The organism is Gracilibacillus orientalis (assembly GCF_900114645.1).
Classification (GTDB): domain Bacteria; phylum Bacillota; class Bacilli; order Bacillales; family Amphibacillaceae; genus Gracilibacillus; species Gracilibacillus orientalis.
Genome location: NZ_FOTR01000010.1, coordinates 15,173 through 32,193, shown reverse-complemented (window position 1 = coordinate 32,193; position 17,021 = coordinate 15,173). Strand labels below are relative to the sequence as shown.

At 37.5% G+C, this 17,021-nt stretch carries 14 protein-coding genes and 1 other RNA gene; 10 read left to right on the top strand and 5 right to left on the bottom strand.

Features of this window, described 5'->3' with window-relative positions; translation table 11 throughout:
• The first annotated feature begins 8 nt into the window (after positions 1-8).
• The 4 genes from eno (at position 9) to BM121_RS16420 (ending at position 5,560) form a co-directional block, all read left to right on the top strand.
• Positions 9-1,295, top strand: coding sequence for a phosphopyruvate hydratase (gene eno / locus BM121_RS16435; protein ID WP_091484762.1), 1,287 nt, complete (start codon positions 9-11; stop codon positions 1,293-1,295).
• A 337-nt stretch (positions 1,296-1,632) separates the two neighbouring features.
• Positions 1,633-2,199 carry a DUF4256 domain-containing protein gene (locus BM121_RS16430; protein WP_091484760.1) on the top strand — a complete coding sequence of 189 codons (567 nt, stop codon included), beginning with the start codon at positions 1,633-1,635 and terminating at the stop codon, positions 2,197-2,199.
• A gap of 297 nt (positions 2,200-2,496) precedes the next feature.
• Positions 2,497-3,519: an ABC transporter substrate-binding protein gene (locus BM121_RS16425; protein ID WP_091484758.1), complete on the top strand. Its 1,023-nt coding sequence runs from the start codon at positions 2,497-2,499 to the stop codon at positions 3,517-3,519.
• Between the two features lie 7 nt (positions 3,520-3,526).
• A complete protein-coding gene (locus tag BM121_RS16420; protein ID WP_091484965.1) occupies positions 3,527-5,560 on the top strand; it encodes an iron ABC transporter permease in 2,034 nt (677 codons plus the stop codon).
• Positions 5,561-5,773: 213 nt separating this feature from the next.
• Here the strand turns inward: BM121_RS16420 and ptsP are convergent, their stop codons facing one another.
• From ptsP to BM121_RS16405, 3 genes are all read right to left on the bottom strand, one after another.
• Positions 5,774-7,489 carry a phosphoenolpyruvate--protein phosphotransferase gene (gene ptsP / locus BM121_RS16415; RefSeq protein ID WP_091484756.1) on the bottom strand — a complete coding sequence of 572 codons (1,716 nt, stop codon included), beginning with the start codon at positions 7,487-7,489 and terminating at the stop codon, positions 5,774-5,776.
• A 7-nt stretch (positions 7,490-7,496) separates the two neighbouring features.
• Positions 7,497-7,766 (bottom strand): phosphocarrier protein HPr, encoded by a 270-nt coding sequence (locus BM121_RS16410; RefSeq protein ID WP_091484755.1) that lies wholly within the window; start codon positions 7,764-7,766, stop codon positions 7,497-7,499.
• 103 nt (positions 7,767-7,869) lie between these two features.
• Positions 7,870-8,817 carry an alpha/beta hydrolase gene (locus BM121_RS16405; RefSeq protein WP_091484753.1) on the bottom strand — a complete coding sequence of 316 codons (948 nt, stop codon included), beginning with the start codon at positions 8,815-8,817 and terminating at the stop codon, positions 7,870-7,872.
• Between the two features lie 134 nt (positions 8,818-8,951).
• Here BM121_RS16405 and secG point away from each other — a divergent pair, with 134 nt between their 5' ends.
• From secG to ssrA, 5 genes are all read left to right on the top strand, one after another.
• A complete protein-coding gene (gene secG / locus BM121_RS16400; protein WP_091484752.1) occupies positions 8,952-9,182 on the top strand; it encodes a preprotein translocase subunit SecG in 231 nt (76 codons plus the stop codon).
• A 184-nt stretch (positions 9,183-9,366) separates the two neighbouring features.
• Positions 9,367-10,107: an alpha/beta hydrolase gene (locus BM121_RS16395; RefSeq protein ID WP_091484750.1), complete on the top strand. Its 741-nt coding sequence runs from the start codon at positions 9,367-9,369 to the stop codon at positions 10,105-10,107.
• A gap of 38 nt (positions 10,108-10,145) precedes the next feature.
• On the top strand, positions 10,146-12,419 hold the full coding sequence (gene rnr, locus BM121_RS16390; protein WP_091484749.1) for a ribonuclease R: 2,274 nt from the start codon (positions 10,146-10,148) through the stop codon (positions 12,417-12,419).
• A 243-nt stretch (positions 12,420-12,662) separates the two neighbouring features.
• Positions 12,663-13,127: an SsrA-binding protein SmpB gene (gene smpB / locus BM121_RS16385; protein ID WP_091484747.1), complete on the top strand. Its 465-nt coding sequence runs from the start codon at positions 12,663-12,665 to the stop codon at positions 13,125-13,127.
• A gap of 131 nt (positions 13,128-13,258) precedes the next feature.
• Positions 13,259-13,598, top strand: a transfer-messenger RNA (tmRNA) gene (ssrA, locus tag BM121_RS16380).
• Positions 13,599-14,013: 415 nt separating this feature from the next.
• Here ssrA and BM121_RS16375 read toward each other — a convergent pair.
• A complete protein-coding gene (locus BM121_RS16375; protein WP_091484963.1) occupies positions 14,014-14,718 on the bottom strand; it encodes a DUF421 domain-containing protein in 705 nt (234 codons plus the stop codon).
• Positions 14,719-15,342: 624 nt separating this feature from the next.
• Positions 15,343-15,909, bottom strand: a complete 567-nt coding sequence (locus tag BM121_RS16370) for a glycerol-3-phosphate responsive antiterminator (RefSeq protein WP_091484745.1) — start codon at positions 15,907-15,909, stop codon at positions 15,343-15,345.
• A 331-nt stretch (positions 15,910-16,240) separates the two neighbouring features.
• Between BM121_RS16370 and BM121_RS16365 the strand changes: the two genes are divergently transcribed.
• Entirely contained in the window at positions 16,241-17,017 is a 777-nt protein-coding gene (locus BM121_RS16365; protein WP_091484744.1) for an SDR family NAD(P)-dependent oxidoreductase, read from the top strand.
• Positions 17,018-17,021: the final 4 nt, after the last annotated feature.

The window sequence follows — 17,021 nt, the reverse complement described above, 5'->3', positions numbered from 1 at the left end:
TTTACATTATGCCTTACATTACAGATGTTTATGCACGCGAAGTATTAGATTCCCGTGGTAACCCAACAATTGAAGTTGAAATTTTTACTGAAGCAGGAGCTTTCGGTTCTGCACTAGTTCCAAGTGGCGCATCTACTGGTGAGCACGAAGCAGTAGAATTACGTGACGGTGACAAAGATCGTTACCTAGGAAAAGGTGTATTAAAAGCAGTAGAAAACGTAAATGAATTAATTGCACCTGAATTATTAGGTATCGACGTAACTCGCCAAGTTGTTATTGATCAACTTTTATTAGAACTTGACGGTACAGAAAACAAAGGAAAATTTGGTGCGAATGCAATCCTTGGCGTATCAATGGCAGCAGCACATGCAGCAACTGATTACCTAGGTGTACCGTTATATTCTTACTTAGGCGGATTCAATGCAACTACTCTTCCTACACCAATGATGAACATCTTAAATGGTGGGGAGCATGCAGATAACAACGTAGATATTCAAGAATTTATGATCATGCCTGTAGGTGCACCAACATTCCGTGAAGCACTTCGTATGGGTGCTGAAGTATTCCACAACTTGAAAAAAGTTTTAAGTGGAAAAGGCTACAACACTGGTGTTGGTGACGAAGGTGGTTTCGCACCAAACTTAAAATCAAACGAAGAAGCTCTTTCTACTATCATTGAAGCAATCGAAGCTGCTGGTTACAAGCCAGGAGAAGAAGTGAAGCTTGCAATGGACGTAGCATCTTCTGAATTCTATGAAGATGGCAAGTATAACCTTAAAGGAGAAGGCGTTGTTCGTACTTCTGAAGAAATGGTTGCTTGGTATGAAGAAATGATCAACAAATATCCAATCGTGTCTATTGAAGATGGTTTAGATGAAAACGACTGGGAAGGTCACAAGCTTTTAACTGACCGTATCGGTGACCGTGTACAATTAGTTGGGGACGACTTATTTGTAACTAATACGAAGCGTCTAGCTCAAGGTATTGAGCAAGGTGTAGGGAACTCTATCCTGGTAAAAGTGAACCAAATCGGAACACTTACAGAAACATTTGAAGCAATCGAAATGGCGAAACGCGCTGGCTACACTGCGGTTATTTCTCACCGTTCTGGTGAAACAGAAGACGCGACAATCGCGGATATCGCTGTTGCAACTAACGCTGGTCAAATTAAAACAGGTGCTCCATCCCGTACAGACCGCGTTGCTAAATATAACCAACTACTACGTATCGAAGATGAACTAGTAGGCACAGCAAAATACGCTGGAAAAACAGCATTCTACAACCTAAACAACTAATGATACAAACAGAAAAAAATTGAGTTAGGTTGTACACAACATGTTTGTGAGTTCGAAATTTAGTCATACACTGAATTAAGACATACAACTATTTATTACGGAACCCCCCTATTTACATGTGATTAAATCACAATGAATAGGGGGTTTTTATGTTAAATAAATAGATCGAATGCGCTGTTAAAGTACTTCAACCATCCGTCCCCACCACTCGCTTTTATATTTATAAAATTTTATGTATAATTAATAGAAAGTTATTTAATATTGAGGTGTTTTTTGTCAACTAATTGACAGTTAGTCGTTAACTATTATTAGTAAAAATAATAAGGAGGAAACTAATATGACAAAGAAAAATAAGGAGTTATCACTAGAACAACGTGAAGAAATACTCGAAGTATTGAAGGACCGTTTTGAAAAGAACATGCACCGTCATGATGGTCTTGAATGGGCTAAAGTTCAAGCAAAGCTAGAAGCTAATACTGAAAAACTTTGGTCACTCCATGAAATGGAAAGAACTGGCGGTGAACCGGATGTTGTTGATCATGATAAGAAGCAGGGCGAATACCTTTTTTATGATTGTTCGGCAGAAAGTCCTAAAGGCCGTAGAAGTGTTTGTTATGACAGGGAAGCGCTGGAGTCAAGAAAAAAATACAAACCAGAAAATAGCGCTATTGATATGGCTACTGCTATGGACATAGAACTTTTAACAGAAGAAAAATACCGCGAATTGCAGAAACTTGATAATGTCGATTTGAAAACATCTAGCTGGGTGCAAACACCTGCTAATATTAGAAAACTCGGTGGAGCTCTATTTTGTGATCGTCGCTACGATACTGTCTTTGTGTACCACAATGGAGCAGAATCCTATTATGGTGCCAGGGGATTCCGTGGTATGCTAAGGGTCTGAATTTTGGCATAGACAGCAAAATTGGAGAACGATTCATCTAGGGAAAGGCTTTAATATCATAATTGCAAAGCTATAAAACCAAAAGATCTTCAAGATACATAGGTTGAAGGTCTTTTTTATATGTAATAATATTCTGCCCCTCCATGCATGAGTTTAATGCCAAGTACAATTAGATCAGTACTTAAACCGAAACAGAAATCTACTTGACAGACTGCTAGCAGGCATGTAATATAATTATTGTTGCAATTGATAATCTTTTTCAATTAGAAAATACATAAGAGAGGGGCTAATCTTTATATGAAAAAGAGTTTACTGTTATTATTCATTGGTTTATTCGTGAGTGTATTCGCTGTTGCTTGTGGAACTGACGACAGTGAGACAACAGAAAAAGAGCAAAACCAGGAAGAAACAAATACAGAAGATGAATCTGCAGAAGAAAATAGTTCCATTACCGTATCTGATATATATGGTGAGCAAACGTTTGAAGAAGTTCCAGAACGTATTGTAGTCCTAGAGTGGGTGTATGCTGAGGATTTATTGGCACTAGGTGTACAACCTGTCGGGATGGCAGATATTGAAGGGTACCAATCTTGGGTAAATATTGAGCCTGAACTAGGTGAAAACGTAGAAGATGTAGGTACCCGTCAGGAGCCAAATTTAGAGGCAATTCACGCTTTAAATCCAGATGTAATTATTACTTCAAATTCTCGCCATGAAGCAATCCTTGACAGTTTAAAAGACATTGCTCCGACATTGGCTTATAATTCATATCCTGAAGAAGGAGAAGGTACACAGTATGAGGAAATGGAAGCTACCTTCAAAGAAATGGGGAAACTTGTGCAGAAAGAAGAGCAAGCAGACGAAATTTTAGCTGACCTAGATCAAACCTATCAGGATACGGAAGCAGAAATTGCTAATGCTGGAATTGAGAATACTGACTTTGTTTTATCTCAAGCGTTCAGTTCTGAGAATACCCCTGTTATACGCTTATTTAAAGATAATGCGATGGCTACGGAGATTATGACTAATATCGGTTTGGATAATGCCTATCAGTCAGAAGAATTCCAACTATACGGATTTGATGAAACTAGTGTAGAGTCATTACAAACAGCACAAGATGCACATTTCTTCTATATTGTTCAGGAAGATGACAATGTTTTTAGTGATCAATTGGCAGGCAATCCGGCATGGGAAGAGCTTGCATTTGTAAAAGAAGATAGAACATATAGATTACCGGGTGATACATGGACATTTGGTGGTCCGTTGTCTGCAGAAGTTTTTGCAAATCAAATTAAAGAAGCAATATTACAAGAGAAGTGATAAAATGATGTCAAAACAGAGTTATATAGGAAGAACGGTTCTGACCTTCGGGGGCGGAACCGTCCTTTTGCTTTTATTATTTTTTATACATATGAATCAAGGAAGTGTATCAATCGCGCCATCTACAATCATCCATGCGATTTTTATGCCAGAAAATCAGTTAGAGCACCATACCGTTCGTTATTTGCGAATGCCACGAGCGATTATAGGGATCTTGGCGGGTGGTGCTTTAGCGGTATCTGGTGTGCTTTTGCAAACAATAACAAAGAATCCATTAGCATCTGCTGGTACACTGGGGATCCATTCAGGCTCGTATTTTGCAGTAGTATTTGCAAGTGTATTTATCTCTGCAACAAGTGGATGGAGTGGCTTACTGGTCGCATTCCTGGGAGGTATTTTAACTGCGATTTTAGTTTACACATTAGCAGGTGTTGCTAATTCGAATCCTGTCAAAATGGTCTTAGCAGGCATGGTTATTACCATGATGTTCTCAGCCTTCACTTCGCTATTACAGATCTTTTTTGAAAATGAAACCGCTGGCCTTTTTTTATGGGGAGCAGGAACACTGGTGCAAAATAACTGGGAAGGTGTGCAATTCTCATTACCTTTTATCATAATGGGACTTATTGGTTCATTATTTATCTCGAAAACATTAGATTTGTTTCAATTGGGAGAAGAAGTGGCGACTGGTTTAGGGCAAAAAGTACAGCGAACAAGGATGGTTACTGTAATACTTGCTGTTTTTCTCACGTCAGTTACAGTCAGTGTTGTAGGTCCAATTGGGTTTGTTGGTTTAATTGCACCTCATCTTATTAAATTATTGGGCTTTCAAAAGCATTATGTTGTCATATTAGGTTCATTTTTATGGGGAGCAGTTGTCTTACTAGGTGCTGATGTTCTGGCCAGAGTGTTAGATCCTAGTTTTTCCGAATTGCCAGTAGGGGCGATTACAGCGTTTATCGGTGCTCCATGGTTAATCTGGTTAATTATGAACAAACAAAACAAGCATTATGGTAGCAAGGATACTGGTATACTAGCTGGACAAATCAATTCTGCTACAATGGGAAAATGGATTATCCCCATTCTTAGTGTTGTCGCTTTATTGGTGGGTTTTGTTGGAATTTCTACTGGAAACAATGGTATACAATTAGTTCAGACTTTTCAGGCGATCTTTTTAAATAATGATGAATTCATTAAAAATATGGCACTTGATTTACGGTTGCCAAGGTTATTGGTAGCGGCAGGAAGTGGCGTATTGTTGGCCATTAGCGGCTATATTTTTCAGGGGGTATTACGTAATCCATTAGCTGATCCGTCTGTGATTGGTATTACATCAGGTGCCGGTGTAGGAGCATTAATGTTTCTATATATCGGTTCCATTTCAGCTGTATGGGTTCCACTAGGAGCATTTATTGGTGCGCTTGCTGCCTTTTTAGTTGTCATGTTGTTAGCTTATCGTGCGGCATTCCAACCGGCATTGTTAGCACTGCTAGGTATTGGTGTATCAGCGTTTGGTTCAGCAGTGATTCAAATTATGGTTGTGCGTTCAGATATGGCGGTAGCCTCTGCATTAACTTGGTTATCGGGTACGACTTATGCGACAAGTTGGACTGAATTGAACTATTATTTATTAGGACCACTTCTTATTCTGGTTCCAATCGTTTATTTAGTGAGTGATCGAATTCATACTTTGGCACTAGGAGATGACACGGCTAAAGGGTTAGGATTGTCGGTGTGGAAGACGCGATTTAATTTAGCATTGTTAGCTTCTGTAGTAGCTGCTGCAAGTGTAGCAACGGTTGGTACGATAGGATTTGTCGGATTAATCGCACCACATGTTGCTCGCTTGATGCTAGGACCAGCACACAAGCACTTGTTTTTCACTACAGCATTATTAGGTGGCGTAGTTCTCATGGTTGCTGACGTACTAAGTAGAACTCTATTAGTACCAAAAGAAATACCATCAGGAATCATTGTAGCCATCATCGGAGCTCCATATTTTCTATGGTTAATGAACCGATCAAATAAATGGAAAATGTAAAAGCTGAAGGATGAAGTGAGGCATGGGAAACGTCCCGTTTTTTGAGGATTAGTACCTTTGCCCTTATACCTCAATTGTTGAAATCAAATCCGTTTCGTATTAAAATAATTGTTAGACTTTTATGTATGCGCTTTACTACTGAAGTGTTGATAGTAGAGGAGTATCGAAGTAAGAAAACGACCCAGAATAAATTCTGAGTCGTTGTTTTAACCATTATTGATTTGTTTTTTCACGGATAAATGCTTCTACTTCATCTGCTGTACCCATGCTTAACAATTGATCTTTATAAGATGCTAATTCCTCTTTTGACAGGTCTTTCATTTGTGTACGAGCGGGCAAGACTGATGTTGCACTCATACTGTATTCATCGAGACCTAATCCAAGAAGAATCGGAATTGCGATGGAATCACCAGCCATTTCACCACACATTCCAGCCCACTTACCTTCTGCATGTGCTGCTTCAATCACGTTGTTGACAAGGTTAAGGATTGCTGGGTGGTATGGTTGGTATAAGTAGCTTACACGCTCATTCATACGGTCAGCTGCTAATGTATATTGAATTAAATCGTTCGTACCGATACTAAAGAAATCAACTTCTTTAGCAAATTGACGAGCAATAACCGCAGTGGAAGGAATTTCGACCATAATACCAACTTCGATATTATCAGATACTTCTGTTCCTTCTTTTGTTAAGTTTTCTTTTTCTTCCAGTAAAAGAGCCTTCGCTTGACGGAATTCGTCCAATGTTGCAATCATCGGGAACATAATTTTTAAATTTCCGTATGTACTTGCACGAAGAAGTGCACGTAGTTGTGTACGGAAAATATCATCACGTTCTAGACAAAGACGGATTGCACGATACCCAAGGAATGGATTCATTTCATCTGGCAATTCTAAATATGAAAGTTCTTTGTCTCCACCAATATCTAGTGTACGAACGACTACAGGCTTGTCTCCCATTTGTTCTAATACTGATTTATAAGCATCAAACTGTTCATCTTCTGTTGGAAGTTCAGTTTTACCCATGTATAAGAATTCAGTACGATATAAACCAACACCTTCACCACCATGGTTGAGTACACCTTCTACATCATTTGGTGTACCAATGTTAGCTACTAACTCAACATGTGTACCATCTTTGGTAACAGTTGGCTCATCTTTCAGTTTAGCCCATTCTTGTTTCTGTTTTTCATAGTCTTCTTGCTTCTGTTGATACTCATTGATTTCATCTTCTGTTGGATTGATGAGTACTTTACCATCAATACCATCCACTATTAAGTTGTCGCCTTCTTTTACTTGCTCTGTAATTGCTTTTGTCCCAACAACTGCTGGAATTTCTAAAGAGCGAGCCATAATTGCTGAATGAGAAGTACGACCACCAATATTGGTGGTAAAACCTTGCACAAATTGTTTATTTAATTGTGCAGTATCAGATGGAGTTAAATCTTCAGCAATGACAATTACTTCTTCATCTATTAAGGCTGGATTTGGAAAGGAAACCTCTAATAAATGTGCCATTACTCGTTTGGTAACATCCTTGATATCCGCAGCACGTTCTCTCATATATTCATTCTCCATATTTTCGAACATTTCAATAAACATTTGTGCCGTTTCATCTAATGCAAACTCTGCATTGACTTGTTCAGTCTCAATCTTATCCTTGATCGGATTGATGAGCTCAGGATCACTTAGTACTAGTAAATGTGCAGAAAAAATTTCCGCATGCTCATCACCTAAAGAAGCGCGAGCATGCTCTTTGATTTTTTCCAGTTCAGATGTAGAAACATCCAACGCTTTCGTTAAACGCTCGACTTCACTTGTTGTATCATCTACTTTCTTTTTATCAAAAGAAAGATCTGGAATAGCGAGTTTGTATGCTTTAGCAATTGCTATTCCATTAGATGCAGCTATACCTGTTAATTGACTCATGGATGAATTACTCTCCTAGACCTTCTGATTTAATTACCTCAACCACTGAATCTAGTGCTTCTTGTTCATCAGAACCGTCAGCAACGATTTTGATTTCAGCACCCTGAGGGATACCTAGAGACATAACACCCATAATGGATTTTAAGTTAATGGATTTACCGTTATATTCTAAGTTCATATCAGATGCAAAGCTACCTGCTTTATTCACTAATACTGTTGCTGGACGTGCGTGAACACCTGTTTCATCTGTAATTGTTACTGTTTTTTCTACTGCCATAAAGAAAAACCTCCTAATAAAATTATATTTGAATAGTACTACAACCTAATTTTACTCTTTATCTAGGTTATATTTCAAGAGAAATAATAAAGTAACATGCTTATTATAAAGATTGTGTAAAGTTGTGACAAGCCATTTGCTTTCGAATCCATGTGACAATATCGTGAAAAACCTCTTTTTTGTTAGTTTCATTCAAGATTTCGTGCCTACCTTTTTCGTATAAATGATAATTAACGTTTTCCATATCTATGGAACGGTAAAATGCGACGGCTTTTTGAACACCTTCTCCATATTGTCCAACAGGATCTTCTTTTCCACTCACGAAAAATAATGGGAGATCTTTTGGAATGTTGGCGGTTTTATCTTTTGATTGAATCCATTGTAATCCAGTATATAGATCGTAAAAAAATTGATTGGTAGGTGTAAAACCACACCATTTATCTTCTGTGTATTTTTCTACTTCTTGTTGATCTGAACATATCCAATCAAAAACCGTTTGATTGTCTGTATGTTTGTTATAGCCGAAAAAGGTAAGTTTATTCATTAATTTTGCTTCTGTATTGCGGCCTTTGAAGTAACCAACTGTTTTGGCCATCTGTTTAGCAACTTTCAGCAATCCACTTGGTTGAAAACCTGTACCAATTAGGATAGCTCCAGCTAAATGATTAGGTGCTAACATCATATATCTTCTGCAGATAAAGGAACCCATACTATGACCCATAAGAAAAATAGGTGTTTGTGGATATTTTTTCTCAATCATCTCTGTTAATTCGATACAGTCTTGCACAACACGATCAAACCCGTTTTCTTCAGCGAGATAGCCAAGCGAGTTTGCGTTTTCTCCTGTTTTACCATGTCCGCGATGGTCATGACCATATACAGTGAATCCCTGTTCTGTCAGGTATGTTGCAAATTCATGGTATCGCTCAATGTGTTCTACCATGCCATGTGCAATTTGAATAATTGCTTTTGGTGATGAAGTATGTTGCCAGTGTTTTACGAAAAGCTCGTGTTGATCATTGGTATGAAACCAAAAAGATTCTTCAAGCATTCCTTTTCACTCTCCTTCTTTTAGTTTATGTTATCATGGATAGTAGTATATAATTAGTAAAAACTTCTTGCTATTTGATATACTTTTTGCTACATTGTAGGTATGTATTTGTACGTCTAAGGGGGGTTTGCAACATGTTAACCGTTGCAATGACTTTGTTAATTATTGATGCTATCGTATTAATTGTATTTGTATTATTACAATCCGGTAAGAGTGCAGGACTATCTGGAGCCATTTCAGGTGGTGCAGAGCAATTATTTGGAAAGCAAAAAGCAAGAGGTGTCGATGCTATATTGCACCGAGGGACAGTTACAACTGGTGTTTTACTATTTGTTCTTACATTTGCAATTGCTTATTTATTATAATCCAAAAATGGGACAAAATAATATTGCATCAATATAACATCCTTTGCAAAGTGCAGAGGATGTTTTTGTTTAGATGTAAAGAATGTAAAAGGGATTTAAAGGGAAATATACATTAATAGTTAAGAGAAATGGCGATAATGTGCTTATTTCACAGTGCAAATTCACGAAAGGGGTTTACATAGAGATGAAGATGAAGCAACCAGAACCTTTCATGTTTGAAGGGGACGATCGTGCGGTATTATTATTACATGGGTTTACTGGGCATTCTGCTGATGTGAGAATGCTTGGCAGATATTTAAATAGTGAAGGATATACTTGTTATGCTCCGATTTACCGTGGTCATGGTAAGTCACCGGAAGAGTTAGTCGGAGTTACTGCTGATGAGTGGTGGGAAGATGTCCAGGAAGCATATCAGCATCTAAAAGACAAAGGTTACCAAAAAATTGCTGTAGTAGGTCTTTCACTTGGAGGAGTATTAGCATTACGGCTGGCTGGTAATACCCCATTACAAGCAGTTGTCACGATGTGTTCTCCGATGTTCTTTGACAATGAGAAGCAATTAACGGTTGGTTTCCGTAAATTTGCCAAAGAATATAAACAATTAGAAGGAAAAGACGACGACACTATCGAACAGGAGGTTGAGCAATTACTTGAAAATTCGAAAGAACTATTCCGGGAAATTGAGACATCGATTACACGTGTCAAAGAAAATGTGGATATGATTTACACCCCAACCTTTGTAGTACAGGCAACTAATGACGAAATGATTAATCCAGATAGTGCGAATTATATTTATGAAAATGTGGAATCGGATAATAAACAAATTAAATGGTATGAAAATGCCGGACATATTATTACATTTAGTAAGGAAAAAGATCAAGTACATGAAGATGTTACAGCATTTTTAGAATCAATAGACTGGTAAAAGCCATACTAAACAAAAAAGGTGAAAGAGGTGACGATATGGAATCACTACAACAACAAATACTAGACTTTTTTAAAGAAAATGCTACCAAGCCTTTATCTGTACAGGAAATAGAAGAGGTTTTAGAACTTGAAGATGCAGATCAGTTTACGGAATTGATGAAATCTTTAAACATGTTGGAAGAATCAGGTGAATTAATTCGTACCCGAAAGAATCGTTATGGTTTACCGGAAAAAATGAATTTAATCCGTGGAACGATTCAGATGCATGCGAAAGGATTTGCCTTCTTACTCCCTGATGACGAAACGATGGAAGATGTTTATATTAATCATGCAGACCTAGCCTCTGCAATGAATGGGGACAAGGTTTTTGTCCGTGTCGACCGACGCGATGATGATGGTAAAAGAGCAGAAGGCGTCGTCGTAAGGATCATTGAACGTTATTCGAAAGAAATTATCGGTACTTATGAAGATAACGGTGCATTTGGTTTTGTTATCGCAGACGATAAACGAATACCAAATGATATATTTGTACCAAAAGGACAAGCAAAAGGAGCAGTAAATGGCCATAAAGTTATTGTGGAAATCACAAAATATCCAGAGGGTAGGAAGAGTGCTGAAGGCAGTGTTTTGAAAATCCTCGGACATAAAAATGACCCAGGCATGGATATTTTATCGATTATTTATAAAAATGGTATTGCCATTGATTTTCCACCGGAAGTACTAGAACAAGCGGAAAATATTTCCGAGGAAATAAGAGAGGACGAAATCCAAGGGCGCCGTGATCTACGGGATGAAACGATCGTTACGATTGATGGTGCAGATGCGAAGGATTTAGATGATGCAGTAACAGTAAAAAAATTAGATAATGGTAATTATAAATTAGGCGTTTATATTGCTGATGTTACCCATTATGTAAAAGAAGATTCACCTATTGATAAGGAAGCTTTTGAGCGTGGGACGAGTGCGTATTTAGTCGACCGAGTTATTCCGATGATTCCGCACCGTTTATCCAATGGTATTTGCTCATTAAATCCACAAGTTGATCGTCTGGTATTAGGTTGTGATATGGAAATTAGTACAAAAGGTGAGGTAATAAATCACGAAATATTTCAGGCAGTCATTAAAACGACGGAGCGAATGACCTATACAGCGGTGAACCAAATATTAGTGGATAATGATCAGGAAACAATTGATCGATATGAATCGTTAGTACCTATGTTTCAGGAGATGGAAGATTTAGCTAAGATTTTACGTGGAAAACGATTTGGACGTGGTGCGATTGACTTTGATTTTAAAGAAGCACAGGTATTAGTTAATGACGACGGAAAAGCAGAAGATGTCGTGATTCGAGAACGTTCAGTAGGAGAACGATTAATAGAAGAGTTTATGTTGTGTGCCAATGAAACAATAGCTGAACATTTCCACTGGATGGATGTACCTTTCATTCACCGTATTCACGAAGATCCAGACCCTGCTAAGCTGCAAACATTCTTTGAGTTTATTGCAAGATTTGGTTATGTTGTAAAAGGGACATCGAATGAAATTCATCCGCAAGCTTTACAAAATGTTTTAGATGAAGTAGCTGGAACAGACGAAGTTATGATTATTTCAAAACTGATGTTGCGTTCGATGAAACAAGCGAAATATGATCCAAATGGGATTGGACATTTCGGTTTAGCAACAGAATTTTATACCCATTTTACTTCGCCGATCCGAAGATACCCGGACTTAATTGTTCATCGTTTGATCAGGACCTATCTAATCGATAATAAATTAGATGAGCAGACTAGACAGCACTGGAAAGATAAAATGCCAGTCATTGCCAAACAGTCTTCACTAAAAGAAAGAGCTGCAGTAGACGCTGAACGTGAAGTAGATGACTTGAAAAAGGCGGAATACATGCAAGATAAAATCGGTGAAGAGTATGAAGGTGTAATCAGCTCAGTTACTAATTTTGGTCTGTTTGTTGAACTGTCTAATACAGTGGAAGGTCTTGTTCATGTAAGTTATTTAACAGATGATTATTATCATTTTGACGAGAAGGCCTATGCGATGATCGGTGAAAGAACCGGTAATGTATTTCAAGTCGGTGACGCGATCACGATTAAAGTCGCGCAGGTCAATTTAGATGAGCGGGCTGTTGATTTTGAGGTTGTCGGAATGTTACCAAGAAAGAACAGACCTTCTAAAGCAGGGAAAGTCATAAATGCCAACCGTGGTAATGGAGAATTGAAGAAGACAGCTAAAAAAAAACAGAAATCAGGGGAAAATGGCAAGAAAAAGAAACAAGGACGTAAAAAGAAGAAATAATTAACGATAAGATATGTACGACGCAACTGGAATATATTCGCTTCCACGGTGTATGGTTCAGTCTCCACGTTTTAGACGATAATTGCTACCGTAGGAGGTTCATATATTCCAGTTGCTGAATGTCTATTCAAGGTATGAAATAATCGTTTTATTTAACCACGTTAATAAACTTCTTACTAACTATTCGCACGTTTCTCGATTTTTTGTTAAAATAGCTTTACGTTGCAGTAGGAGGAACGGAATATGGGAAAAAGTTATGGAAGAGTAATCGCACAAAACAAAAAAGCAAATCATGATTATTTTATAGAGGAAACCTTTGAAGCTGGACTTGTCCTTCAAGGGACGGAGATTAAGTCAATCAGGGCTGGACGAGTCAACTTAAAAGACAGTTTTGCAACAATTAGACAAGGGGAAGCGTACGTAAACAATATGCACATTTCAGCTTATGAACAAGGAAACCGTTATAATCACGAGCCTACTCGTCCCCGTAAATTATTATTACATCGTAAGCAAATCGATAGATTAATCGGGGAAAGTCAGCGAACAGGATATTCGATTATCCCGTTAAAGGTGTATATTAAAAATGGCTTTGCTAAAGTGTTAATTGGATTAGGCAAAGGGAAAAAGAAATATGACAAACGGGAAGACTTGAAACAGAAACAGGCAAAACGAGATATGGATCGAGCAATTAAAGATAGACTAAGCTAAATATTACCAAGTAAGTTATCTTGAATTTCATATGTTTTATGTTATAATAAGAATATCGGCAGGACATCTATAATTGAATAAGAGCATGATTGCTCTTGTCCGTGTGCCCTTATATATTTATATGGGGACGTTACGGATTCGACAGGGGTAGATTGAGCTCAGGTTGCGCGTCGAGGTTACGTCTCGTAAAACGTTAACGCCAATAATAACTGGCAAAGAAAACAATTACTCTTTAGCAGCTGCGTAAGCACTGTTGAAGGATCCTTCCTACCATCGCCCATGTGGTAGATTGAAGGGTCACACTCATTAGTGGGCTACGCTACTATCCTCCGTCTGGGGATCGGTAGAAGAGACTAATCAGACTAGCTACTCGGACGCCTGTTGGTAGGCAGATGAGCTAGCGAACTCTTAATATACCGACTATGCGTGTAGATGCCTGAGTGGCGATATCTTTGGACGTGGGTTCGATTAGAAAATAGTCGCCTTATGTGGTAACACATGAGTGAAAATTCGGCTTTATCGGTGAAACCTACGTTACCATTTTGGTAATAAGGCAACATCGAGCGGTATGTGAAGTAATTCAACAGCCGTGTATCGACTTATAGACTGCCCTTTTATTTGGGTAGTACTAGGATGCAAAATGCTACTTTCTGTCATAAGAAAGTAAATCTAAATTTTGTATAATACGCCGAGGAACCTGTTAAGACTATGCAGGCTCAAGATATAGTCAGTGCCATGGCGAAAGCATGGAAGAGCACGTCCCACCGTCTCCACCAATACATAATTGGTGGTTTTTTATTTTTTGTAACTAAAAGTTTATACCCATCAAATTCTTGATATGATTTGGAATGCAAGAAGGAACGAGCTTATTCCTTCTTGCATTTTATTATTGCTTGGGAATATTATCATCCCTAGTGTCTATATATAAAGTTCCATCTTTTTGTATCTCAGCGAAAAAAATTTCGGATATTGAATTAACTTCAGCTTGTTTTAATTGTTTTTCAAGCCAATTTTCATCGAGATTTAATTTTGATAAATTTGACGTGTTGACCTTTCCGTCAGAAATGACTTCGGTAGACATGGGAAATGGTTCTGTTTTTACTTGTTGTATATTCATATCACTTTTTGTTATTGTCTGTTTACTATCTTTTTTCATTACAGAGAGTGTCCCATCACTTTCGAAAATTGCATAGTCAACATCAGCAAGAGAAAATACATTTTTCTTTCTTAACATAGCATTTAAAGCATTGATATCTAATCTGGCCTTTCGTAGTTCGTCTTCCATAATTTTTCCTTGTTTAATAAGAATCATCGGTTGCCCCTGGATAACTTCTCGAGCATTCTTTGATTTAATATCAATTAAACCCATTATGATGGTTAGAATGGTCCATCCAGTTAAAGCATATATCCCAGCCCAGATGTCTAAATTCTGATTCACAACAAGTGAAGCTGCGATCGAACCAACTGCAATGCCAGAAACAAAATTAAAAAATGTTAGCTGACGCAGCTCTTTTCTTCCCATTATTCTAGTTAGAATTAAAAGAACAAGGAATGCAGATACAATTCTAATCGTTATTTCTATTAAATCCATAGCAAACTCCTTTCCATAATTAAAATTCATCTTAATTATTCCTTCTAAAAATCTCCATGTACCACTATACGGTTATAGGTTAACCAAATTAATTTTATTTAACTATTGAGGAAAAATTATATTCTTTTCTAACGGTGCTATAAAAGCAACGATAATCATCTAAAATAAATGGAGGAAAGCTAAAACGGGACTAATCATTTGCATGGACATGTACCTGTAAAGGCTGCTGATACGATGTGTTATGACATTGACAAAATTACAAAAGAAGTAAGTGCTTGTAGCACTTACTTCTTTTGTATGTACGAATCTCATTAATCGGTGTGAAGTGAGAAAATATTCTGGATGAGCAGGTTACTTTCTAGTATTTATAAAGAGGTTTGTAGAACAGAGTTATAGTATTAACTTAGAGTAAACTTCTCCCTATCATGTAGAACTTTCTGTTTAGTTGTTTAAATAGAAGAGGAAGGGGGCTTAAAAAATGATTTGTGTAAAAAGCCGAGAAGAATGAATTAATGAAGATAATTCTTCAAAATCAATAGTTGAAGTAGCAATTTAAAGGAGAGGTTTAGAGAATGTCGGCAAAGTTTTTAATTAACCTATTGCCGTATTCTCTAGGAGAAAAAGTTACATGTACCATACTTCGTTGTTAGTTGTTGAAATAGAAATTGCACCAGCCTGTAATGCTGTAACAACGTCATCTTTCTCGCAAACAAGTCCACTTGCGATAATGGGGATGTTCGTTTTATCTTTCACCCAACCAATCATTTTTGACATACCACCCGGCAAGACTTCAATAAAGTGTGGGTTGGAATTGGCAATCTGCTTATCGATATTGTGAAAAGAGAAGGAATCGACAACAAAAAATCGATGGATGGTGAAGAAACCGTAATTTTTAGCTGCTCGTACCATCTGCGCTTTAGTACTAATAATCCCATCTGCATTAGTACTTTCCTTCAGGAATTCCAAGGCTACTTCTTGGTTAGAGGTCCCCTCAAGTAAGTCAATATGTACAAAAGCTAGTTTGTTATGAGATTTAATTTTACGGACGATATTGTCGATATTTATGATATTACTATTTAATATGAAAATGATATTGCAATCAGTTTGGATAGCTTCCTCTAAGCCCTTTTCGTTTTTCACTGCTGCAATTATTGGATTTTCTTCCATAGCTTGATAAATTTTTTCTTTCATTATATATCTCCTAATTCTAAGAAATTACTGTCTCTATTATATATTAAGCTAAGGTAAATTAAAAGGTTTCTGCTTTAAAGTTAAACTGTTACCGGAAGAAAAATGCTAAAAAAAGCCTTGAACATCTTCCGTATTAAGAGATGTTTTTTCGTGAGCTGTTGACAGTTTAGTAAAGGAGCAATATACTAAGTAATGTTAAAAGTTACTAGAGCCGAGAGAAAAGTAACTTCCCTTGGGGGAAGTCTGCTTTTCTCTCTTTTTTTTGAGCAAAAAAATAAATAAAAGAAGTGAAGAGAAAATAAAAAATGGAAGTGAAGGGCGGTGAGACAGAATGAATATGGTTGATTTTACAATGGATTTCTTTTCTTTAGAAGGGAAGACGGCCGTTGTCACAGGAGGTAATTCTGGCCTCGGGAGGGCATTTTCTCTCGCGTTAGCTAAGGCTGGAGCCAATCTATTCATCCCAAGTATCATTGATGACGATGATACGACGAAAGAACTAATAGAAAATGAAGGTGTTAAGATAGAATTTATGAAAGTAGATATAACTGATGAAGGAGCACCGAAGCGGATTATCGATCAATGCATCGAGAAGATGGGAGACGTAGATATTCTCGTGAATAGTGCTGGTCTAAATAAAGTTGCTTCATTTGAAGAATTCGGCAGGAAAAAATGGGATCCAATGATTAATGTTAACTTAACTGCTTCATTCGAATTAAGTCATGAAGCGGCAAAGCACATGATTACGAAACACCAAGGGAAGATTATAAATATCTGTTCGATGTTTTCATTTCATGGCGGACAGGGGTCACCAGCTTATGCAGCCACTAAACATGGGATAGCTGGGTTGACAAAGGCTTACTGTGATGAGCTCGCTCAATATAATATCCAGGTGAATGGACTTGCTCCAGGTTATTATGCTACAGAACTTACTAAAAAAACGAGAAATGATCCAGAGGCAAATCAACGGGTTATGGATCATATTCCTGCAAATCGTTGGGGTGATCCTATGGATTTAATGGGAGCAACGGTATTTCTGGCCAGTAGAGCATCAGATTATGTGAATGGTCACATATTAGCCGTTGATGGAGGATATCTCGTTCGTTAGGAAA

Coding starts and splice junctions, on each gene's coding strand:
- eno (WP_091484762.1), top strand. CDS start 9: ATGCCTTACATTACAGATGTTTATGCACGCGAAGTATTAGATTCCCGT.
- BM121_RS16430 (WP_091484760.1), top strand. CDS start 1,633: ATGACAAAGAAAAATAAGGAGTTATCACTAGAACAACGTGAAGAAATA.
- BM121_RS16425 (WP_091484758.1), top strand. CDS start 2,497: ATGAAAAAGAGTTTACTGTTATTATTCATTGGTTTATTCGTGAGTGTA.
- BM121_RS16420 (WP_091484965.1), top strand. CDS start 3,527: ATGTCAAAACAGAGTTATATAGGAAGAACGGTTCTGACCTTCGGGGGC.
- ptsP (WP_091484756.1), bottom strand. CDS start 7,489: ATGAGTCAATTAACAGGTATAGCTGCATCTAATGGAATAGCAATTGCT.
- BM121_RS16410 (WP_091484755.1), bottom strand. CDS start 7,766: ATGGCAGTAGAAAAAACAGTAACAATTACAGATGAAACAGGTGTTCAC.
- BM121_RS16405 (WP_091484753.1), bottom strand. CDS start 8,817: ATGCTTGAAGAATCTTTTTGGTTTCATACCAATGATCAACACGAGCTT.
- secG (WP_091484752.1), top strand. CDS start 8,952: ATGTTAACCGTTGCAATGACTTTGTTAATTATTGATGCTATCGTATTA.
- BM121_RS16395 (WP_091484750.1), top strand. CDS start 9,367: ATGAAGATGAAGCAACCAGAACCTTTCATGTTTGAAGGGGACGATCGT.
- rnr (WP_091484749.1), top strand. CDS start 10,146: ATGGAATCACTACAACAACAAATACTAGACTTTTTTAAAGAAAATGCT.
- smpB (WP_091484747.1), top strand. CDS start 12,663: ATGGGAAAAAGTTATGGAAGAGTAATCGCACAAAACAAAAAAGCAAAT.
- BM121_RS16375 (WP_091484963.1), bottom strand. CDS start 14,718: ATGGATTTAATAGAAATAACGATTAGAATTGTATCTGCATTCCTTGTT.
- BM121_RS16370 (WP_091484745.1), bottom strand. CDS start 15,909: ATGAAAGAAAAAATTTATCAAGCTATGGAAGAAAATCCAATAATTGCA.
- BM121_RS16365 (WP_091484744.1), top strand. CDS start 16,241: ATGAATATGGTTGATTTTACAATGGATTTCTTTTCTTTAGAAGGGAAG.